19 protein-coding genes and 1 pseudogene are annotated in these 21,596 nt (G+C 58.1%); 13 read left to right on the top strand and 7 right to left on the bottom strand.

What is annotated here, in order from left to right; genetic code table 11:
• Window positions 1–108: 108 nt before the first annotated feature.
• Window positions 109–882 (bottom strand): hypothetical protein, encoded by a 774-nt coding sequence (locus OSW16_RS08860; RefSeq protein ID WP_267822374.1) that lies wholly within the window; start codon window positions 880–882, stop codon window positions 109–111.
• Window positions 883–1,100: 218 nt separating this feature from the next.
• Here OSW16_RS08860 and OSW16_RS08855 point away from each other — a divergent pair, with 218 nt between their 5' ends.
• The 8 genes from OSW16_RS08855 (at window position 1,101) to OSW16_RS08820 (ending at window position 11,091) form a co-directional block, all read left to right on the top strand.
• Window positions 1,101–1,727 carry a TnsA endonuclease N-terminal domain-containing protein gene (locus tag OSW16_RS08855; RefSeq protein WP_267822373.1) on the top strand — a complete coding sequence of 209 codons (627 nt, stop codon included), beginning with the start codon at window positions 1,101–1,103 and terminating at the stop codon, window positions 1,725–1,727.
• Window positions 1,714–3,777 (top strand): hypothetical protein, encoded by a 2,064-nt coding sequence (locus tag OSW16_RS08850; RefSeq protein WP_267822372.1) that lies wholly within the window; start codon window positions 1,714–1,716, stop codon window positions 3,775–3,777. Before OSW16_RS08855 ends, OSW16_RS08850 begins: the two co-directional genes overlap by 14 nt.
• Before the next feature lie 99 nt (window positions 3,778–3,876).
• Complete coding sequence (locus OSW16_RS08845; protein WP_267822370.1) at window positions 3,877–4,830, top strand: TniB family NTP-binding protein; 954 nt, start codon at window positions 3,877–3,879, stop codon at window positions 4,828–4,830.
• Window positions 4,831–6,741, top strand: a complete 1,911-nt coding sequence (locus tag OSW16_RS08840; RefSeq protein ID WP_267822368.1) for a TniQ family protein — start codon at window positions 4,831–4,833, stop codon at window positions 6,739–6,741.
• A 461-nt stretch (window positions 6,742–7,202) separates the two neighbouring features.
• Complete coding sequence (locus OSW16_RS08835) at window positions 7,203–8,513, top strand: C4-dicarboxylate transporter DctA (protein ID WP_241803213.1); 1,311 nt, start codon at window positions 7,203–7,205, stop codon at window positions 8,511–8,513.
• Window positions 8,514–8,555: 42 nt separating this feature from the next.
• The gene (locus tag OSW16_RS08830) at window positions 8,556–9,260 is read left to right on the top strand and encodes a FadR/GntR family transcriptional regulator (protein ID WP_267822366.1); all 705 of its coding nucleotides are present in this window, start codon (window positions 8,556–8,558) and stop codon (window positions 9,258–9,260) included.
• Between the two features lie 16 nt (window positions 9,261–9,276).
• Window positions 9,277–9,957 carry a GntR family transcriptional regulator gene (locus OSW16_RS08825; RefSeq protein ID WP_267822364.1) on the top strand — a complete coding sequence of 227 codons (681 nt, stop codon included), beginning with the start codon at window positions 9,277–9,279 and terminating at the stop codon, window positions 9,955–9,957.
• Window positions 9,958–10,032: 75 nt separating this feature from the next.
• Window positions 10,033–11,091 (top strand): hypothetical protein, encoded by a 1,059-nt coding sequence (locus OSW16_RS08820; RefSeq protein WP_267822362.1) that lies wholly within the window; start codon window positions 10,033–10,035, stop codon window positions 11,089–11,091.
• Between the two features lie 14 nt (window positions 11,092–11,105).
• Here the strand turns inward: OSW16_RS08820 and OSW16_RS08815 are convergent, their stop codons facing one another.
• Window positions 11,106–11,534: a PACE efflux transporter gene (locus tag OSW16_RS08815; RefSeq protein ID WP_267822360.1), complete on the bottom strand. Its 429-nt coding sequence runs from the start codon at window positions 11,532–11,534 to the stop codon at window positions 11,106–11,108.
• 101 nt (window positions 11,535–11,635) lie between these two features.
• On the opposite strand from OSW16_RS08815, the gene OSW16_RS08810 reads away from it, so the two are divergent.
• The 4 genes and pseudogenes from OSW16_RS08810 to OSW16_RS08800 all read left to right on the top strand — a co-directional run bounded on the left by OSW16_RS08810 (window position 11,636) and on the right by OSW16_RS08800 (window position 15,480).
• Window positions 11,636–12,514, top strand: a complete 879-nt coding sequence (locus OSW16_RS08810; protein WP_267822358.1) for a LysR family transcriptional regulator — start codon at window positions 11,636–11,638, stop codon at window positions 12,512–12,514.
• Window positions 12,515–12,653: 139 nt separating this feature from the next.
• A pseudogene (gene mcpA / locus OSW16_RS27060) lies at window positions 12,654–13,631 on the top strand (methyl-accepting chemotaxis protein McpA); the annotation flags it as partial.
• Between the two features lie 162 nt (window positions 13,632–13,793).
• Entirely contained in the window at window positions 13,794–14,534 is a 741-nt protein-coding gene (locus OSW16_RS27055; RefSeq protein ID WP_372490481.1) for a methyl-accepting chemotaxis protein, read from the top strand.
• Window positions 14,535–14,694: 160 nt separating this feature from the next.
• A complete protein-coding gene (locus OSW16_RS08800) occupies window positions 14,695–15,480 on the top strand; it encodes a sulfite exporter TauE/SafE family protein (RefSeq protein ID WP_241803206.1) in 786 nt (261 codons plus the stop codon).
• A 56-nt stretch (window positions 15,481–15,536) separates the two neighbouring features.
• On the opposite strand, the gene OSW16_RS08795 is transcribed toward OSW16_RS08800, so the two are convergent.
• Window positions 15,537–16,076, bottom strand: a complete 540-nt coding sequence (locus OSW16_RS08795) for a histidine phosphatase family protein (RefSeq protein ID WP_267822354.1) — start codon at window positions 16,074–16,076, stop codon at window positions 15,537–15,539.
• 141 nt (window positions 16,077–16,217) lie between these two features.
• Here OSW16_RS08795 and OSW16_RS08790 point away from each other — a divergent pair, with 141 nt between their 5' ends.
• Window positions 16,218–16,817 (top strand): biliverdin-producing heme oxygenase, encoded by a 600-nt coding sequence (locus OSW16_RS08790; protein WP_267822352.1) that lies wholly within the window; start codon window positions 16,218–16,220, stop codon window positions 16,815–16,817.
• Between the two features lie 227 nt (window positions 16,818–17,044).
• Here the strand turns inward: OSW16_RS08790 and OSW16_RS08785 are convergent, their stop codons facing one another.
• The 4 genes from OSW16_RS08785 to OSW16_RS08770 form a co-directional block, all read right to left on the bottom strand.
• The gene (locus OSW16_RS08785) at window positions 17,045–17,377 is read right to left on the bottom strand and encodes a DUF3325 domain-containing protein (protein ID WP_241803203.1); all 333 of its coding nucleotides are present in this window, start codon (window positions 17,375–17,377) and stop codon (window positions 17,045–17,047) included.
• Window positions 17,374–18,900 carry a PepSY-associated TM helix domain-containing protein gene (locus OSW16_RS08780; RefSeq protein ID WP_267822349.1) on the bottom strand — a complete coding sequence of 509 codons (1,527 nt, stop codon included), beginning with the start codon at window positions 18,898–18,900 and terminating at the stop codon, window positions 17,374–17,376. Before OSW16_RS08780 ends, OSW16_RS08785 begins: the two co-directional genes overlap by 4 nt.
• On the bottom strand, window positions 18,897–19,184 hold the full coding sequence (locus tag OSW16_RS08775; RefSeq protein ID WP_267822347.1) for an iron transporter: 288 nt from the start codon (window positions 19,182–19,184) through the stop codon (window positions 18,897–18,899). The genes OSW16_RS08780 and OSW16_RS08775 overlap by 4 nt, the downstream gene beginning before the upstream one ends.
• A 126-nt stretch (window positions 19,185–19,310) precedes the next feature.
• Window positions 19,311–21,551 (bottom strand): TonB-dependent siderophore receptor, encoded by a 2,241-nt coding sequence (locus tag OSW16_RS08770; RefSeq protein WP_267822345.1) that lies wholly within the window; start codon window positions 21,549–21,551, stop codon window positions 19,311–19,313.
• Between the last annotated feature and the right edge of the window lie 45 nt (window positions 21,552–21,596).

Here is a 21,596-nt window from a genome sequence, read left to right as displayed (position 1 = left end):
CCCAGGTGAGAAAATCTGTCGTTTTGCCTCTTGTCTTGATCAGGCGGGCGACTGCCCTCATTTTCACTTTGTGTCATTGTCGAGAATGCCGCCCTGAGATAGCTCTTGTCACAGGCGAGGAGATAGTCGCCGCTGAAAATCAGAATTTGTAAGCTCATTCCAAAGCCAGCGTCTAGCCAACGCCGGGTTTCTACCTTTTCTCGAACCTAACCACTCAGTTGCTTCCTCCTGTGCTGCCTGGACCCACCTTTCCCAATCCGGAAGACTAAAAAGCAAACGGCTCTGAAGAGCATCAACCATCGAAGCTTTTTTCAATGGGAGATCCCGAATACATTTATAGAGCGGCACGGCAACCGGACGAAACGGAGCAAATATTGAAACCACCAAGAGGTATGCGGCGAGATTCTTAATCACCCACAAACGCTGTAAGTGCAGAGAACTCGAATCGTCACGCAGCAGAAGCACAATCTCACAGAGCCGTTTTGGATCTGGCACGTCAATCCATTGTCGCATGGAAGTTGGACTGAATTTACGCATTGCATGATCTGCGGGCAAGATTGAATCAAAACATCTCGGAATTTCGGCGTTTGCTCTGACGTATTTTAAGTCTTCCCACAGTGGATCACTCCATACAGCCCCGAGGACCGGATAGGATGCTATCAAGGAATCACGCTCTGCTTCCGAAATCTTCGCGCCGCGTAAACGGCCGCCCCACTTATGGCTCTGCGCCTCGACAACATCAATCTCGCTGCTACCAGCACACAGTCGCATACCCAACGCATAGCCCTTATGACCGCACTGAAGCTCATCGGCCAAGGTATGCACCAAAAGCATACTCCGCAACCGTTCGACTTGCCGATTGACCTCTAAATCTCTTCGCATCGCCTACACCTACACCTATGCCTACATCTGTCCTACACAGATATCCCACCCCCGCCGTGCGCCAAATCTGAAAATGCAGAAACTTTTTTATTTTAACCATAAGAAATTCAAGCACTTAAGATTGTAGACCTCAAAAAAGAGATACCTAGCTATTTTAGTTCCGGGTTGGATAATTGGCCATACATAAGCCAACCTACAATTTCTGAAGGGTGACGCCATTGGAAATACCTATCGGATTGCACAAGCCGGAAAAGTGTGGCTATTACGGTAAGCACTTGCTTTTTTTTCCCTCACGTAAAAACCGGCGACAGGAAATTTGTAACAGTGTGCTCGAAGCAGACTATTGCGTGCTGCTGGAATGGGACAAGCAGGTCGTGCACTACGACAGTCAGCCAGGCGTGCTGGAGGTCAGGGTAGGCGGACATAAGCAGCGTTATCGCCCAGACTTCAGGGTAGAAACAAGCGAATCGACGTATTTCACCGAAGTAAAGTATGACTTCGAAACAATTCACCCAACCGCCCGAGCAAAACTCTGGGCAGCTTCGGAGATGTTAGCAGAGAAAGGTTATCGGTTAGCTTTCGCTGATAGTAGAAGCATCCGCTGTGGGCATCGACTTACCAACCTCAAATTTCTCTATTTCCATTCATTTAATGTCAGCGACGAGGAAAAGGTAGATTGTCATCGCTGGCTGGGAACTTTTACATACCCGGTGCGTTTACGTGAGTTGATTTACCCCGACGCAGCTGTCAGAGAGCGCGCCATCTACCGAGCGCTGTTCGAGGGGAAGATATCGGTAGACTTCAACGAACAGATGACCTTCAACAGCCTAGTTGAGCAAACATGATGAATATAAAACCCAAAATTCCGCCACATTCATCAACGAATTGTTCAAGACGGCGAAAGCTGCGCCGGGCCATCACACGATACCAGAGCAGTACTCACAACAGGACACTCAGGGAGAGCCGACCACTGGAGTAAATACCATGCCGAGCCCAAAAGTAGGTGAAAAATATAAAATGAACGGAAAGGTGTATTCCGTCCTTTCGATCACCGAAAAGACAATATCTATATGTTCGGCGCTTTACCATCATCACCGATATCTAACTCCCCTCGACTTTGAACAGATGCAACAAAGGGGGCATCTTATACTTCATGAAAAAACCCCTTCGGAAATCAGCGACTTCGGCCGTCTAAAGTCGTTAAAAGAAGTTGAGCAGAGAAAAGTCGCGACACACCAAGCTTTCGCAGAACTAATATTGAACCGTTTCGGTGGCCGCATGCCTAGAAAGGAAACCGAGGCAGCAGTTCGAGAGTTGGCAAATAAGCTCGAACTCGACCACCCCCCTAGCTATTCCACGGTTCGCTCTTGGAAAAACCGATACCTTGAAGCCAATCGTAATCCTATTGCCTTGGCACGTGTAGTAACCAAGCATCGCCCGCCCTATTGGCATACAAGGGTAGAGGAAATAATGGATCAATACATTGAGAATGAATATCTCACTCCTGAGCGCCCCACGCTAATGCAGACATATAAACTCTGCAGAGGAGATATTGCCCGGCAAAACGAGGACCGAACGCGTTTGGGTCTGGCTCTTTTTTCCATCCCTTCCTATTGGACAATGCGTCGGCGAGTCGACCGCTATGAGCGCTATTACGTGACCAAGCAGCGCTATGGTGTTACCGAGGCCAAAAAACGTAGCAAGGCGAGCGGCCATTTATATGTAGCTCAAGAACTAGCCGCAGCCAGTTATTTTGATTCTAAACAAATGAACAACATGATTATTCACTCAGGGTCGGGCCTATGCGGAAGGCCTGTTCTTTCGTGCCATTTTAACCCTCCCAGCCGATATGTAACTGGATGGGATATCTCCTTTGGTGCGCCTTGCGCGGAAAAAATGTTGCAGGCCACCATCCATTCAATAGTGAAGTACGGGAAACCGGCTGGAGTTATTACAGATCACGGACCAGAGGTCTTGAATGTCTGGTCCCTTTCGTTCTTCGAATCACTCGGCATCATCCCTGACTATGTACCAGTGCGTGACTCCGATGCCAAAGCGATTGTGGAGCGCTTTTTTTTGACGGTTAAACTTAGTTTTTGCAATATGTTTCCCGGATTTACCTTCGGCTCAGCTGATGAGCGAGGGGATTATCCATCAGCCGATCTGGCATGCGCAACATTAGAGCAATATCGGCAGGCATTTGCTATTTGGTTGGATGTTTATCACAACACTGTACACGACTCACTGCACATGACACCGGCCCAAATGAGGGCGAGACTCGTCGAAAACTCGCTTCCCGCAGAGCGCTATTGTCTCGAAGAGCTAAATCAGCTCTGCCTAAGCACCTGGAGGCTTAAACTTGATAAAGGCCGAGTTCTAAAGTTCGGTCTTAAATGGTGCGGCGACGGAGTTGCAGAGGTTCGGCAACGCTTAGGAAAGGATCAAACCGCCATCGTACGCTTCAACCCATGTGATTTAGGGAAGGTGTGGGTATCGCACCCTGACACGCCAGATGAATGGCATGAAGCCGAAGGCACTCGATTGGATTACCAAGCAGGTCTTTCACTCTCCGAGCATCAATTCATAAGATCTAAACTTAGAGAGCGCAGTGACTCCTCATTCAACCCCGACATGGCCTGCATTATGCTCTTGGGACTCAATGAATTGATTGAAGAATACAAAAAAGAAAACCAAAAGAAAGGTCTACTTCCGACAAAAAAAACTCACCCGCATGCTAGCGACAGGTCCACAAAGACCTCATCAGATACTGAAGCAACTCTCAATGACCAGTTGCCACTGAACACCACTCACTTTAAAGAGAATATTTCCGCGTCGACAGGCTTTGGAACTTATCACCTCTCAGACCCACATCAGGAGGACGAACACAAAGATTAAAAATGTCATAACCACCTTCTATAAACACTAACTGGGCGTATGAGACTAGCATCATATAATTTTTCAAAGTGAAACCAGGAACTAGCATTGGAGACACTCATGACGGATAAAATCAACCAAAAACTTAACCACCTCATAGAATTCACAATTGCGCACCCAATGTACAGTCACGGGTTACAGACGCTTCGCCGAGCCGCCGAAATTAGACTGGGAGGAAGACCGGACAGTGGGGCTGCTATATTTGGGAAATCCGGGACGGGAAAAACACATCTTTGTACAGACTTTATCCGTGACTTTGTAGTACCCCACGAAGAAATTGAACCCAAAGGTCGATCTCGAATCATGCCCGTAATCTATTGCAGAGTTCCGTCCGAGTCGACTGTCAACTCAGTGATGGTCAAAATTCTAGCGACAATGGGAGTTTTCCTAAACAGACCAACTCTCGGGACCTTAGAATATCAACTATATCAAAATTTAAAAAACTGCAAGACCCAGCTATTGATACTTGACGAGTTTCCACACATATTGAAAAGCATGACTGAAAATATTATCAGAGCTGCAGGTGACTGGGTCAAAAATCTATCAGACGATTTTCGAGGTCTGATCCTAATTGCGGGCGAACCTTTTTCCGAGAAGTACATCGACTCGCGCCAAGCCATGGGAGATCGCTTCCCCTTCCGCGTCTATTTTGAGCCTTTTTCTCTAACAACTGAGGAGAACGCACAAGACTTCGAGCGATTAATTAGATCATTTGCGATGGAAATAAGTAGCTCAATGGGCTTCAATGACATGCCCACCTTAACCAGCGAAAAAGAGCTATATGCACTTTATGCTCTAACCTCAGGGAATTTACGCCAATTAAGAAACATTTTACATGGCGCATGTGAAGTTGCCCTTAAGCGGGGTGATAAAATCCTTCACATTAATGATTTTAGCTATATAAGCCAAACTGAGAAATTCAGTTGTCGCCTAACTGAGCACGACCCATTCTCGCTAAGCGCTAAAGAACTACGAAAAATAATACTCGAAAAAACAAAAGCGAAAGCAAACTAAATGGCCCAACTCAACTTTATACCCTATCCCCTACCAAATGAGAGCCCCCTCTCTGTCTTGTATCGTTGTGCTCACTCAAACGGATTCAGAAATCTGACGGAACTTAGCGCTGCTTGCGGAGGACTACACTATTGCAGCCTGACTGAAGCGCTAACACTAAATAGCCGCACCCATAATTTTCTTCTCAGCCAATGCCTTGCAAATGAACAAGACGCCCTGGAGAGGTTATTTTTTAGAGCAATCGTTAAAAACAATAAAATCTACTTTCACTGCGGCAAAGTTGATTTACCTCGATTAGTTATTCGATCACGTCTGACTGTGTGTCCAGAATGCATCCGAGACGGTCAAATGAATATAATGCACACATTTGAGTTTTCGGCGGTGTGCCCCATTCACGCAGAAGTCTACATCTCAATTTGCCCCGCATGTCAAAAGCCCCTTAACTGGAAAAGAATTAGAGATTTTCGATGCGCATGCAATTTCGACCTAAGGCAATCCCCACCCAATTACGCTGACAACACATGGTCTAAATATGCATACGACGCCTATCTAAAAGGTGACCAAACTTTCTTCGACCGCCTTGAACTCGTGACTTCAAGCAATCCTTTTTTCCCCTCATCGGACAGGCATGCTGATGTATTAGACAGTTGTATACGAATGGCGTCGGGTAACAAAACCGCCTTCTTCCATGAAATGCACTGCTTACAAGCACGCTACCCCAGCCTGCACAAGCGCTTAATTTTGGCACCCTATATATTGATCAACGACCCAACCATTAGCAACTACGCATTAGAATATTACTGCAACACACTTCAATCCAAACCACAAAGCCACGGACCTAACTGCGAATGTTCCAACCTTCCTTTCACTAGGCGCGAAATGCAATTTGTGTTAGATAGCAAAGAAGCCACATCTAACCTCATCGAATCTGACAACTGCACCAAAGTAAGGAAAGTCACAGCCCTTATCAAGTCCCAACGACACTTTAAATATCAAAACCTATGCCTTACCCTTGCTCAGCATCAATCCTTAGAATGGGATACCGTTGACATACTTGCAAACCCTGCAGACGAATTCAAACCTCTCACCACAGATCAAGCCGCAGTTGAACTTGGCATATCAGACAAAGCCACATCTGAACTGATCGTAAACAAAACGCTTAAATCCATCCTAATAAAAACAAATCGAGTCACCACAAAAGCCTGGATAGAGGACTTCAAAAGAATATACGTAATAGATGCACAGCTATTTTATCTACCCCTGATAGACAATCAAGCTGTGAAGCGCTTACTTGAACATACCCCAACCATTGAAACCGGTGGCAGGGTAAGAGTCCACCTAAAAAAGCATTTACCACAATACATCAGGGACGTCTTGGAAGCCGGCTATCCGGATCACTCATCTTCTACAAAAAAATTGTTGATCGACATAAATTCTGCAGCTGCACTCCTAAACCTCAATCGCACGGACATTGGAGAGCTAATAAAACTTGGAGTTTTAACGCCCTCCGAAGAACGTGAAGGACTTATCCGAAACCGCAAATATTTCACTGAAAAGACGATGGCACAAGCTATACAGTGGCGAAAAAAACACTTGCGCGTCAGCGAAGCAGCAGAGCTTGTCGGTTGCAGACCACGTTCTTTTGTACGATGCTATTTAGACACGCATTATATTACGAGCTTTAAACTCGACCACGCCATGGTAACATTAGCTGATGCAAAAAAATGCGCACGACACTTTCAGAAATACACAGTCGGCCTTAAAAGACAGTGCTTTGTCTGGAGCGATCCATTTACTATCCGATACAAATCGCGTTATATCAAGCCTCTTCCTAAAGAGCATCCAGATGCTATTCCTGGGTTAGTAATTTTTCATCGGAAGGACTACTCTCGAAAACGCCGTGAGTCATGACAGTGGTTTTGAATCCTTGCGATCCTCCTGCGCATGCGCGACTTGAACATTAGAGCTTCTCTCCGTTCTCCCTAAGGCACCCCACTGGCTAAATTTCAGGCCGCGTAAAGGGGATCTCCATTTCTCCTCCAATTGTAGCACATCAATAACGTGCCTCATGGCACTCATCTAAAAACACTGGACAAACCGGTCTGACCGGTTGAGAGTGCTAGTGTGGATTTGGATGCCCATACAGGCTGTAAAATGCAAAATGGATGCAAAGGAAAAATCGCAAGCTGTGCTCATGGAGTCCTAACCTATTGATTTTGCTCAATTGGGTTTCCTCTTCAGGTGCTCATACAAGTTTCGCGCTTTTATGACCTCGCGCTGAACAAACCGGTAAGACCACAAAAATAAATAAGTCCTGCGCTCTTTCGCCCCGTGCGGCACCGAAGCAAGGACACCGATCAGAGATCACTCCCATGCTCAAATGGTGCTCGCGTTCGATCTTCCTGCAAGTCGTGCTCGGCCTTGCCCTTGGCATCGCCTGCGGCCTCAGCTTCCCCGACCTTTCCCTGCAGCTCAAGCCTCTAGGCGATGGCTTCATCAAGCTGATCAAGATGCTTATCGGCCTGATCGTCTTCTGCGTGGTGGTCAGCGGCATTTCCGGTGCCGGCGACCTGAAGAAAGTCGGGCGCATCGGCCTCAAATCGGTGATCTACTTCGAAGTGCTGACCACCATCGCCCTGGTGATCGGCCTGGTGTTCGCCTTCAGCAGCGGTATTGGCAGCGGCGCCAATATCCACCTGGATCAGCTCTCTGCTGCCGACGCCAACGGCCTGGCCGAACGCGGCCAGCATATCCATGGCGCCACCGCGTTCTTCATGGACCTGATCCCCACGTCGGTGGTAGGCGCCTTCGCCGACAACAACATCCTTCAAGTCTTGCTGTTCTCGGTACTGTTCGGCAGTGCTTTGAACCTGGTGGGTGACTCGGCCGCCGGCATTTCGCGGTTGATCAACGAACTCAGCCACGTGATTTTCCGCATCATGGGCATGATCGTGCGCCTGGCGCCGATCGGTGTCTTTGGCGCCATCGCCTTCACGACCAGCAAATATGGTCTGGAGTCGCTGCAGCACCTGGGTGGCCTGGTGGCGTTGTTCTACCTGACCTGCGCGGGCTTCGTACTGATTATCCTGGGCACCGTGATGCGCCTTTCGGGCCTGAAACTGCTGCCGTTCATCAAATACCTGCGTGAAGAGCTGACCATCGTGCTTGGCACCGCCTCCTCCGATGCAGTCCTGCCGCAGATCATGCGCAAGCTCGAGCACCTGGGCATTGGCAGCTCCACCGTTGGCCTGGTGATCCCGACCGGCTACTCGTTCAACCTCGACGGCTTCTCCATCTACCTGACCCTGGCCATCGTGTTCATCGCCAACGCAACGGGCACCCCCTTGGAGATGACGGACCTGCTGACCATCCTGCTGGTGTCGCTTGTGACGTCCAAAGGCGCTCACGGCATCCCAGGCTCGGCGCTGGTGATCCTTGCTGCCACCCTCACCGCCGTGCCGGCGATCCCGGTGGTCGGCCTGGTGCTGGTGCTGGCAGTGGACTGGTTCATGGGCATTGGCCGGGCGCTGACCAACCTGATCGGCAACTGCGTGGCCACCGTGGCCATCGCCCGCTGGGAAAAAGACATCGATCTGGAACGTGCGCAGAATGTGCTCGATGGCAAACCCGGCTTTGCCCATGCCCCACGCAAGCAGCCCAACGCCCATCAACAGGAATTCTGAGCCCACGTGGCCGGCGTTGACGCCGGCCCTCAGGAGAAAATCGTGATCAGCTCATCGACCGTCGTCAACTCAGTGGTGGAAAAACTGCGCCAAGCACTGGCCCGCGGCCAGTGGCGCTCCGGCGACATGCTACCCGGCCAGCGCGAACTGGCCGAACAACTGGGCATCAGCCGCCCCAGCCTGCGCGAAGCGGTGACCGTGCTGGAGACCCTCGGCCTGGTGCGCTCCATGCCGGGCAAGGGCGTGCTGGTGCTCGATGCAGAGCCTGCCGTGCTGGAACCAGGCGTCGACAGCAGCGCCGCGGCCAGCCTGGCCGATGTCCTGGAGCTGCGCTACACCCTCGAACCCTTCATCGTCGGCCTGGTGGCGCAATCGGCCAACAGTCAGGACATCGGCCAGCTCCGCCTGATCCTGATGGACATGCGCGAAGCGCTGGATGCCGATGACAGCGATGCCGGGGCCAAGGCCTACATCGCCTTTCACGAGGCCCTGTTCGCGCTGACCACCAACCCGATTTTCCAGAGCGTGGTACAGCAGACGGGCAATGCCCTCAAGCAAAGCGCCAACATGCTGCGCAACTCACCCGAACACCTTGCTGCGCGGCTCAAGGAAAACGAAGCCGTGGTACGCGCCATTCGCGAGCGCAACAGCGCCCAGGCCAGCGCCCAGATGCGCCAGCACATCCTCGCCGAAGGGCAGCGCATGGGCATCGAACTGAACATCCCGGATGAGCATCCGCGCCAATGACCCCAGGAGAGCGACCATGACCGCCTGCGCCCAAGCCGCCCACCACCTGCCTGCCCTGCTCGCCGCCGGCGAAACCCGGCTGTCGGCCGAGCAGATCTACCCCCGCCTGTTCGACGCGATTCTCGAGCAGCGCCTGCCGCCCGGCAGCCTGCTGCCCGAGCAGGCACTGGGCAACGCCTTCGGCGTCAGCCGCACGGTAATTCGCCGGGTGCTGGGGCGCCTCTCGGACCAGCAGGTGGTGGTGCAGCGCCCCAGCCACACCGCGCACCTGGCCGCCCCCGACCCGCACCAGGCGCGCCAGGTACTGAGCGCCCGCCGCCTGGCCGAAACCACCCTGATCAGCCTGGCGGCGCAACGCGCGCGGCCGGCGCAGATCCGCCAATTGCGTTCGCTGGTGGAGCGTGAGCGCCAGCACCACGAACGTGGCGAACGGTGTGCGGCGATCCGCCTGGGCGGCGAATTCCACCTCAAGCTTGCCCAGGTGGCCGCCAACGCGCCGCTGGCACGCTTTCTCAACGGCCTGGTGCCGATGACGTCACTGATCATCGCCCACTACGAATCACCCTGCTGCGAGCACTGTGCCTGGCAAGAGCACGCAGCGATCATCGATGCCGTGGAGGCCGGTAACGCTGCAGCGGCGCTCGCGCTGATGGGCGAGCACCTGGACCGCCTGGAAGAAAAACTAGACCTGGCCTGACAGGACGCAGGCGCAGCCGATCGCCGGCCCTATACTCGGTTAACCACCTAGCCTCGAAACCCGGGAGGCGGTCGTGTGAATCCACGTATCCTCGTGCTGCTCTGCCTTCTGCTCGCCCTCGGCGGCTGCGCCGGCAAGCGTCCGCCTGCCCCGCCGCCCGCCGTGCTCACGCCCGCCGCCTGGCAACGGATTGACCAGGAACTGATCGATGCCTCGGTAGGCGCTGCTGGCTCGGCCAACGACTATGCACGGCGCTCGATGCGAGTGTGGAAAGAACAGGTACAGCAACGTACCGAGAGCGACTTCATTCCCTGGTTCACCGGTTACTGGACCCAGCAATGGCTGACCCTCAAGGTCGCCTGGTACAAGCTCAACAGTGGCGAGGGCCGCGAGCCTGCGGAAAAACGCCTGGCCCTGTACCTGCAGGAGCAGTACCAGAAGCGGGTGATCGAGCCGGTGGCCGAGCAGATCAACCCCGAAGTCATCCGCGACCGCGCCTGCGAATTGTACGTGCAGCTGTTCGGCCAGCAACTGCCAGCCATCATCCAGCGCTACAACGCCCCGCCCGACCAGCTCAGCCAGCGCCTGAACCGAATCCCGGCCATTGCCCTAGGGCCGCCGCCGGCACGCAATGCCAGCCTTTATCAATTGCTCAAGGCCAAGCCGCTCGATCAGCAACCCGCCTGGCTCGCCCTGCGCGACCACCTGCACCAGCAAGCGGCCAAAGGCCCGGGGCAGACCGACATCGGCCTGTCGTCGGTGGCGACCCGCGCCAGCGAGAAGCTTGGCGCCACCCTGGCCCCACGCGGCATTGCCAGCGCAGTGGCCAGTGCGGTGGGCAAGGTGGCCGGGGCGATGATCTCGGTGGCGGCCGCCGGCTACGGCATGATCACTCACGACCGCGATCACCCGGAGATGGTCGAGCAATTGCGGGTGATCCTCAACGTGGCGCTCAATCAGGAATGGCAAGAGCTGATGGAGAACCGCCAGAGCGGCGCCATGGCGGGGGTGTACTACCTGTCAGGGCAGGTCGAGGACAGCTTGCTGGCCAGTGCGCCGCGGCCCGTGCAGCAGGCAGTGCAACCGCAACCCCCTGCGCGCCAGGAACCCTTGTTGATTCGCCTGCCGCCATAGCGGCACCGACACCCTCAGGCGGTGGCCATGGCCGATGCTGGCAAACCGAAGATCCGGTCAAACCCCCAGTTGTAGGCAAAGGTGTAGCAGGGCACCAGGATGATGAACGCAAGGTCCACCAGGAACGCCTGGACCAGACTCATGCCCAGCCACCAGGCGATCAGCGGGATCAGGTACACCACCAGGGTCAGCTGGAAGCCGACAGCATGCACCACCCGCCGCGCCACGCTGCGGCCGCGCTTGGCCTGGCGGCTCTCCCAGTACTCGAACAGGCTGTTGTAGATCAGGTTCCAGAGCATGGCGATGGTGGTGATCATCACCGCCAGCGGCCCAGTATGCGAAGCCTGGGTATCGGACAAGTAAGCCAGTCCCAACGTCGACATGCACAAGCCAATCAGCTCGTAGAACGTCACGTAGACCAGTTTGCGTTTCAATCCCTGCACCGGGTTTACCTCATTGGGTATCAAGCGAAGGACGCAAGATTGATTCAAATATATTGACAGACAAAGTCGGTAGCTTTCAGATTCACTGATAGGAGGCCGACATGAATTTTTCCAGTGACAATATCCAGCTGTTCCTCGCCGTACTCGATCGGGGTTCGTTTTCCGCAGCGGCGCGCACCCTTGGCCGGGTACCCTCTGCCGTCAGCATGGCCATCGGTAACCTTGAAGCCGAACTGGGCTACTCGCTGTTCGAGCGCGGCCCGCGCGAGGTTCGTCCTACCGCTCAGGCTCTGGCGCTAGAGCCACACGCCAGGCTGATCGCCGAGCAACTGGGGCTATTGCAGGTGCACGCACTGGAGTTGTCGCAAGGGCTGGAGAGCAGCCTGACCCTCGCCGTGGTCCCGGACATAGATCAACGGCCGCTGTTTGCCGCCATCGCGAGGCTTGGCGAGCGCTACCCGCTGCTGGACATCCGGCTGCTCAGTGCCCCACAGGAAGACGCACTGCAGTTGCTCGACAGCGGCCGTGCCGACCTATGCCTGGCCTTCGCTGGCCTGCACGTCGATGCCAGCCGGGGGTTCCAGCACATTGGTACGGAGTCGCTGGTTGCCACCCTGTCACCCGCGCACCCGGCACTGCGCGACGGGCGCATCCGCTACCTGGAAGACCTGATCAACGTGCGCCAGATCCTGGTGCGCAGCCGCGACCTGCCGCTGGCCGACCCGCGCGCGCTGATCGGCGCCACGCACTGGTCCACCGACAGTTTCGACTTCGCCGTACAAATGGTCGAAGCAGGCCTGGGCTGGGGCGATTTGCCATTGGCCAGGGTGGCGCCGCTGATCGCTGACGGGCGCCTGGTACGTCTGCGATTTGCAAATACCCGCAACGAACTACAGTTGCCGATTCATGCCTTCTGGCGCAGGCAGCAACCGCTGCGCCAGGCGGCGCGTTTGCTGATCGAACAGCTAGCCAAATGCTAGCGCACCGTCCGTCGAAATCGCCTCAGCCTAGTGACGTAAGTGCTTCAATTTTTGTGGGATTTGCCGATAGCAGAGTGGACAGGCCCATCGCGCCAAAAGCGTGCAGTGCCCTTCCCTCCATGGCTCAAGGTCTCGAAACATGAACCTGAAATTTCGCCACAAGATCCTCCTCAGCGCATGCGGCGTCGTGGTGCTGGCTTTTGCCCTGTTCACGCTTTACAACGACTACCTGCAACGCAAGACCATCACCCAGAACATCGCGTCGTCGATGCAGCAGTCCGGTGCGCTGACTGCCAGCAGCGTGCAGAACTGGATGAGCGGGCGCATCCTGGTGCTGGAGAACCTGGCCCAGGACATTGCTGAACAAGGGGCAGGCGATACCCTGGCCGGGCTGATCGAGCAGCCGTCGTACACGAAAAATTTCCTGTTCACCTACCTGGGCCAGGCCAACGGCGTGTTCACCCAGCGCCCCGACGCCCAAATGCCGGCCGGCTACGACCCACGCCAGCGCCCATGGTACGGCGCCGCGGCCAGCGCCGGGCAGACCGTGCTCACCGCCCCTTACCAGGGCGCGGTCGGTGGCCTGATGGTGACCATCGCCACGCCGGTGAAGCGTAACGGCGAAATGCTCGGGGTGGTCGGCGGCGACCTGACCCTCGCTACCTTGGTGCAGATCATCAACTCGGTCGACTTCGGCGGCATCGGCCACGCCTTCCTCGCCGACAGCAGCGGCCAGGTGATCGTCAGCCCCGACAAAGACCAGGTGATGAAGAACCTCAACGACATCTACCCAGGCTCGGGCCTGCGCGTGGCGGCCGGCCTGCAGGACGTCACCCTCGATGGCCAGCAGCGGTTGATCTCCTTTGCCCCGGTGGCGGGCTTGCCGTCTGCCCAGTGGTATATCGGCCTGTCGATCGACAAGGACAAGGCCTACGCCGCCTTAAGCCATTTCCGCACCTCAGCGATCATCGCCATGGTCATTGCCGTGGCGGCCATCGCCGGGCTGCTGGGCTTGCTGATCCCGGTGCTGATGCGCCCGCTGACCACCATGGGCCGCGCCATGCGCGACATCGCCGAAGGTGAAGGCGACCTGACCCGCCGCCTTGAGGTACCGCGCAAGGACGAGTTCGGCGAACTGGCCACCTCGTTCAACCGCTTCGTAGAACGCATTCACGCCTCGATCAGCGAAGTGTCGTCGGCTACGCGGCTGGTGCACGACCTGTCGGAAAAGGTGGTCAACGCCTCCAATGCATCGATCATCGGTTCCGAAGAACAGAGCATGCGTACCAACAGTGTCGCGGCGGCCATCAACCAGCTGGGTGCCGCCACTCAGGAAATCGCACGCAATGCTGCGCACGCCTCGCAACACGCCAGTGGTGCCAGCGAACAGGCCAATGGCGGGCGCGAAGTGGTGGAAGAAGCGATCAACGCCATGACCGCCCTGTCGCAGCGCATCAGCGAGTCGTGCGAACAGATCGAAACGCTCAATGCCAGCACCGACGAAATCGGCAAGATCCTCGACGTGATCAAAGGCATTTCCCAGCAGACCAACCTGCTGGCGCTCAACGCCGCGATCGAAGCGGCCCGTGCAGGTGAAGCCGGGCGTGGGTTTGCCGTGGTCGCCGATGAGGTGCGCAACCTGGCGCACCGCACCCAGGAATCGGCAGAAGAGATCCACCGCATGATCACCAGCCTGCAGGTCGGCTCCCGCGAGGCGGTGCACACCATGAACACAAGCCAGGTGTCCAGCGAACAGACCGTGCAGGTCGCCAACCAGGCCGGTGTACGTCTGACCAGCGTGACCCAGCGCATCGGCGAAATCGATGGCATGAACCAGTCCGTGGCCACTGCGACCGAAGAGCAGACCGCCGTGGTCGAGAGCCTGAACCTGGACATCACCCAGATCAATGCGCTGAACCAGCAAGGGGTGGAGAACCTCAACCAGACGTTGCAGCATTGCGATGCGCTGGCGCAGCAGGCTGGGCGTTTGAAGCAACTGGTGGGCAGCTTCCGCATCTGAGGTGACACGCCGGCAGGCTCGTCTCATGCAGGGGGCGAGCGGGCCGGCGTAGAAGGCCAGCGGTTATAACCTAATAACGAACAAGTCTATTTGGCTATATAAACTACCTATATGCTGGCACCCATCCGATCACGGGCAAAGCTGGGCAGTCGAGTAGCGTATGGATGTAGGTTCTTTCGGTTTCACCATAGCCGGGCTGGTTGTGGGGTTCATCGTCGGCATGACCGGCGTCGGTGGCGGTTCGCTGATGACGCCCATCCTGCTGTGGTTTGGCATCAGCCCGGCCACTGCCGTGGGCACTGACTTGCTCTACGCCGCCATCACCAAGGCCAGTGGCGTCTGGGTGCACAGCCGCAACAAGAACATCGACTGGAAAATCACCGGCCTGCTCAGCATGGGCAGCGTCCCGGCCGCAGCGCTGACCCTGTGGTTCCTGAGCACCCTGCACACCGACACTTCGGCGCTCAATGCCATCATCAAGCAGGGCCTGGCGGTGGTGTTGATCCTCACTGCACTGGCGATCCTGTTCAAATCGCGCCTGCAAGCGTTCGCCAACCGCCATGCCGGTGACCATTACCAACTCAGCGACCGCAGCCTCAACATCCTTACCGTACTCACCGGCGTGGTGCTGGGTGTCATGGTCACCCTGACTTCGATCGGTGCGGGTGCCTTGGGCACCGTGGCGCTGTTCCTGCTCTACCCGTTCCTGGTCACCCGGCGCCTGGTGGGCACCGAGATCGCCCACGCGGTGCCGTTGACCCTGGTCGCAGGCCTGGGCCACGCGGGCATGGGCAACATGGACTGGTCGCTGCTGGGCTACCTGCTGCTGGGCTCGTTGCCTGGCATCTACCTGGGCAGCCACCTCACCGGAAAGATCTCCGACCGCGTGCTGCGGCCCTGCCTGGCGGGCATGCTGTTGCTGATCGGGTACAAGCTGGCGTTCTGAGGCAAGGTTTTGCGGTGAGCTGGGTTGGCCGTTGTGCAGGCCATTGCAAGCCGGACTCACCCCAGCCGCAAGCGCCAGCGCCCGGTAAAGCTCAGCTGAACACGTGACAAAGGCAGCACATCCATCTGCCGATGGGCCGCCAAGGGGCAACCCAGCACCTGCACCAGTACCGCGCGAATGACCATGGGATGCGTCACCGCCACCCACTCGCCCGGCTCATCGAAGGCCGCCAGCCACCCCGCCATGCGCTGGCACAACTCGGCGAACGACTCACCACCATGTGGCGCACTGTGCGGGTCGTCCAGCCACAACGCCAGCGCCTGCGGGTGCTCAACCTGCAACCGCTTCAATGCCAGCCCCTGCCAGCGTCCCAGGTCGCAATCGGCCAATGCCGGCTCGACCTGCGCCAGTGCCGAAAACCCGTCCGCCGTTTCCCTCGCACGCCGCTCCGGCGCGGTGAGGATGCGCGTTTCAGGCGCCACGGCGAACGGTTGGGCGAGCATCGGCAGAATGCCGTCGTCGGGGCCGTGCAGGTGCCCGGTCTTCTGGGCCGTTGTCAGGGCATGACAGATCAGGGTCAGGTGTACGGCTTTCACCAGCTGGCTTCTTCTTGGAGGACGGCCGAATGGTTTAGCACGCCGAGGTTATTTTTTCCGCAACAATGTCGCGGCTGGGGAGGAACACTGCGTTACGATGGTCAGTCCAAATTAGGCGAAATGCCACTAGAGTCGAGCCGAATGCCAGCCAGTCCCTCCTCACCCAGCCCGTTGCTGCTAGCCCTGCGCGAGGGCACCCGCGATTGCCACAAGTCGCTCGAAGCACGCCTGCCATTCTTTGCAGCGAGCTTCGATGCCGCGGCCTACAGCCGGCTCCTGCAAGCCTACTATGGGTTCCACGCGCCCCTCGAAGCTCGCCTGGGTGACTACCAGGAACCGATGAGGGCCAAGACACCCGCGCTCACGCTGGACCTGCAAGCCCTGCATCTGAGCGCCGCTGACATCGACGCCCTGCCCCTGTGCCAGGCGCTGCCAGGTATCAATGATGAGGCCGGTGCGCTGGGTGTGATGTACGTTCTGGAGGGCTCCACCCTGGGCGGCCAGGTACTGAAAAGGGCAATGGCAGAGCGCCTGGGGCTCGGCCCGGCCAACGGCACAGCCTTTTTCGATGTATACGGTGCGCGGACCGGCGACTACTGGCGCCGCTTCCTCGACCGCCTTGGCCAGGCGTCGAGCGCACCTGCAGCGCAGGCCGCCACCGTGCAGGCGGCCATCGAAACATTCCGGAGCTTCGAGCGCTGGCTTGAGCAACGCAACGTGCTTGGCCAGATACCTGGCTGAAGCGAGGGCCCGGTTTCATCGGTGATCGCTGGTCCCGTCGAGCGCTCGGGCTATTACAGCTCTGCTATGGGCGCTGCTGCGCAGCCCAATCGCCGGCAAGCCGGCTCCCACCACGACCGCGCAGCTCTTCAGGGCTGCGCTTTACCTGTGCAAGCAACGGTCCTGCCCAATTGCTAAAAGCCGGCGCAAATCCATGTGGAAGCCGGCTTGCCGGCGATAGGGCCTGCTCAGGTAAACAGGTGCAGCAGCCCCCACACTGGCACCAGCCCTGCAAGCCCAACCGCCAGCCGCGGCCAATACGGCAACTGCACGACCAGCAGCATTGCACCGAGCGACATCATCGCCAACCAGGCTACCGGCGCCATGGCCCAGCCCCAGACCTGGGCGCACAGCAGCAGGCTGATCATCAGTGCCAGCCAGCCAGCGCCACGCAGCACCCTGCGCAGTGGCCGCGGGCAAGGCCGCTGCCATACCTGTTTATAGTGCCGTTCCAGGCCTTGGCAAAGGCCAAGCATACCGGCATAGGCGAACAGCGCGCCGCCTGCGATCAACATCATCATGCGCCTGCCTCCACGCTGCGCCCTGCCCTGGCCCTGGGTGCATGCAGCATTCGCCCGCCTTGATGCACGCGCCACGCCACCACACCGAGCAACACCCCCAGCACCATTGCGCAAGCCACCACGCCCAGGCGCAAGGCATCCCCCAGCCCACCGAACAGCCCAAGGCCCATGCACAGCAGTGCCGTCAGCCCCAGTTGTTCCACCCACGCCCGGCGCGCAGGCCTGATACCCGCATGCAGCAGCGCAAGCAGCCATGTACCAAAGAATGCCCGCACCTCCCAGGCCTCGCGCTGTACCAGCTCGACCGGCAGCAGGCGGCTGGCCCACAGCAAGCCGACACAGGCCAGCAGCAAACCGGTGACGAAACCGACATTGCACACCTCGGCAACCCGGTACCAACGCCGCGCCGACAACTGCGCGCTGGTGCTGGCGTACTTACGCCCACGCTTCACGCAAAACAGCACCAGGCCACTGGCGATCATCACGCAGCTGATGACCCCACACACGAAGTACAACCAACGCATCGGGTATCCGCCAAACTGGGCAAAATGCAGGCCGACCATGACCCGCTGGGTCAGGGGAGCCGCGCGCCACTCAGTCACATCGCTGAGCAGCTGACCGCTGACACCATCGAATACCATGGCCTGCCCCTTCGACAGCGCGATGCGATTACCCAGCTCAGGGCGAATCTCGATACGCGCCCCAGCGGTATTGGGGTTGCGGATATTGAAACCGGCTATGGGCCCCAACCGTGCCTGCGCCTGGGCCAGCAGCGGCACCACATCGACCAGCGCCGCGGGCTGCCTGGCCAAGGCCCTCGGCTGCTCCAGGCGGGCGTTGCCCTGGGCCTTGAAGTAGGCCCGGTTGTCCCCGGCGAACAGCGCATCGACACCTGCAGGAATGTAGATGAGCATGAAGATCACCAGCCCGGTGTAGGTGATCATCAGGTGGAATGGCAGCAACAGCACGGCACTGGCGTTGTGAAAGTCCAGCCAGGAGCGCTGGCCCTTGTTCGGCCGGAACGTGAAGAACTCCTTGAAGATCTTCTTGTGGATGACAATGCCGGTGACCAGCGCCGCCAACATCACCAGCGCCAATGCACCGACCACGAAAATGCCCCAGTTGCGCGGCAGGTCGAGGGTGAAGTGGAAGCGGAAAAAGAAGTTGCCGCCAACGCTGTCGCGTACCGCGATGGCCTCGCCGGTCTGCGGGTCGAGCTGTACGCCACCGCCATGGCGCCGCTCCCCGGTAGACACACGCAGCCCGGGCGAGCGATCGGTGGGCAGGCTGATGCCCCAGTTGCCGGCCTGCGGTTCATGGGCCTGCAGGTAGGCAATGGCGCGCTGCGCGGCATCGGCCTGGGTCACTGCATTGGCCGGGATTTCCGGCTGCATCCAGTGGTTGAGCTCTTTGTCGAACACCGCCAGGGTGCCGGTGACGAAGATGGCGAACAATAGCCAGCCGACAACCAGCCCACCCCAGGTGTGCAGCCAGGCCATCGATTGGGTGAACGTGTTCTTCATGCCAGCCACTCCAGTACCTGGGGCCAGAAGCCGATCAACGCCAAGGGTGCAGCCAAGGCCAGCGGTAGCCAGGCACGCACCGCGTCACGGCTGGCGAAGGCCCAAAGGATGACTGCGGTGTAGAAGACGAAGGCCGGCAGGGTCGCGACGATGACCGCATCGGCGGGGGACAGGGGCAACAGCCGGGCCAGGCAGGCGCTGGCGGCATAGGTGAGTGCGTAGCCGCCGACCAGCGCGGCGCTGCTGCGCGAGAGGATCAGCAGCCAGGCGGGTTTATTGTTCATTGGCACATTTCCTGGTAGTCGCATCGAGGCAAGCCCGCCCCCCCATTCAATCCACTTGCGTTGTGCCAGTGGGGTATCTGGAGAAGCGGGCTTGCGCCGAGAATGGGCCGCAGTGCGGCCTCAGCATCAGAACGAGATATTCAGGGAAGCGAACAGCGCACGCCCCGGCTGGTTATAGGTGTTGGCGCCCGAGCTGCTGGCATTGCCACCGCGATAGATCTGCTTGTCGAACACGTTGTTCACGCCCACCCGCACGTCATAGTTGGCGTTGAACTTGTACCCGGCGCTGACATCCACCAGCCCGTAGGCCTCGACATCCTGCTGCGCCTCGGCGTCGTAGTCTTCCTCGGTGCGGTAGTTGTAGGTCGGCGACTTCTGCTTGCCGTAGTAGGTGCCGGCCAGCTGGAACGAAAGCTTGTCGGTGGCGCGCCAGTCCAGGGTGCTGTTGAGCGTGTACTCGGGGATCACCGACAGCGGCTCGCCCGTCTCACGGTTGTCGTTGTCGAGCATCCAGGTCAGGTTGGTGTTCCAGTCGAGCACCGGCGTCAGTTCGACGAACAGGTTGCCCTCGATGCCTTCCACCCGCGCCTCGCCAGCATTCTCCCACTGAGTCACACGGCGGCCGCTGTTGATGGTGTAGAGCACATCGGTATCACCGATGATCTTGTTCTTGTAATCGTTGCGGAAATACGTCGCGCTGGTACGCCAGGTGCCGCGGTCATACAACAGGCCGATTTCCTTGTTGACGCTGATTTCCGGCTTGAGGTCGGCATTGCCCTGCAGGTAGCAGCCCCCGGAGTTGCTCTGCTGAATGCTGCAGCCGTTGCCGCGGCTGTAGAGCAGGTAATTGGGGTTGGACTGATACAGGTTCGGCACCTTGTAGGCCCGTGCGATACCGCCCTTGACCGACAGCGCATCGGTCAGCTTGTGCGACAGGTTGAGGCTGGGGCTGAAGTTGTCGCCAAAGGTTTCGTGGTGGTCGAAGCGCAGGCCCGGGGTGACGGTGGTGTCGCCCAGCACGATGTTGTCCTCGACGAACAGCGCGTAGCTCTTGGCGGTCATCTTCGAGTCGCTGCGGTCGAAGCCACTGATGACGTCGCTGCCACCGCCGCTGGGGTCGAAGCTCTGCGGGCGGAACGAGCCCTGGTCGTTGAGCGATTCATAAAGGTATTCGCCGCCCAGGGTCAGCACATGTTCGGTATTGCCCAAGGCCAACGGCAGGTTCACCTCGCTGCTCAGGCGAGTGTTGCGCAGCCGCGACATGGCTGCACCGCTGTCGTTGATCGCACCTTCAGGGCCACCGGCCAGCCCTTCGTTCAGGCGCCAGTTGCGCACGTACTCGTAAGCCAGGCTGGTCTTGCTGGTGCCCCAGCTGAAATCGCCCAGGTGGGTCAAGTCATAGGTGTTGCGCTGCATGACGTTGGTCTCGTGGCCATACAGGCTGGAGATCAGGTCGACATTGCTGCCGCCGTTGCTGTTCATGGTGTCGCCGGCATAGAGGTTGCCCTGGCGGCTGTAACCGGCGCTGGCTTCCAGACGGTGCTCGTCGTTGAGCCTCCAGCTCAGCAGGCCGTTGATGTCCTTGTTGCGCACGCCCTCACGGCCGGCGACCAACGCGCTGTTGGCGTGGTCGGCGTTGATGTCCAGGTCATCGGCGTCGGTCTTGGCCAGGCCACCGTACAAACGGAAACCGAGGTTGTCGGTGAGCCCGCCGCTGAGGTTGAAGTTGGCACGACGGCTGGCACCCTCGGCGCTGTCCTCGGGCATTTGCGTGAACAGGTTGAGGCTGCCCTTGAACGCCTCGGTGGGCCGCTTGGTGATGATGTTGACCACCCCGCCCATCGCACCCGAGCCGTAGCGCGCCGCCGCCGGGCCGCGCAGGATTTCGATGCGCTCGACCGCCTCGGCCGGCACCCAGTTGGTTTCGCCGCGGGTGTCGCGGTCGCCGTTCCAGCCGTAGCGCACCGCGTTGCGTGCGCTGGATGGCTTGCCATCGATGAGGATCAGGGTGTTTTCCGGGCCCATGCCGCGCAGGTCGATCTGCCTGTTGTTGCCACGCGCACCACTGGCGCTGTTGCCAGTCAAGTTGACCCCCGGCTCACGACGGATGATGTCGGACAAGTCATTGGCCGGCGGGCGACGCTTGATGTCTTCTTCAGTGATGATCGACGAACCCAGCGCCTGACGCGCTTCGCGTTCTGCAGTGACCAGGGTGTCCTGGATCACCAATGCGTCGTCCGCCACCGGCATCTCCACTACCTCACCAGGTCTGCGCTCCACTGTCTCGGCGGCGCTCGCCATCATGGCCGGTGACGCCAACGCGACGAACGCCAGGGCCAGGCTGTTGGGTGAAGTTCTGCACTGCATTGACACATCTCCTGCGATGGGTAAGCGAAGGGCACATCCCTGCCA

This window comes from Pseudomonas putida (assembly GCF_026625125.1).
In the GTDB taxonomy this organism is placed as follows: domain Bacteria; phylum Pseudomonadota; class Gammaproteobacteria; order Pseudomonadales; family Pseudomonadaceae; genus Aquipseudomonas; species Aquipseudomonas putida_X.
Note: the sequence above shows the minus strand (reverse complement) of the source record. Positions and strands in the feature narration are given on the sequence as shown.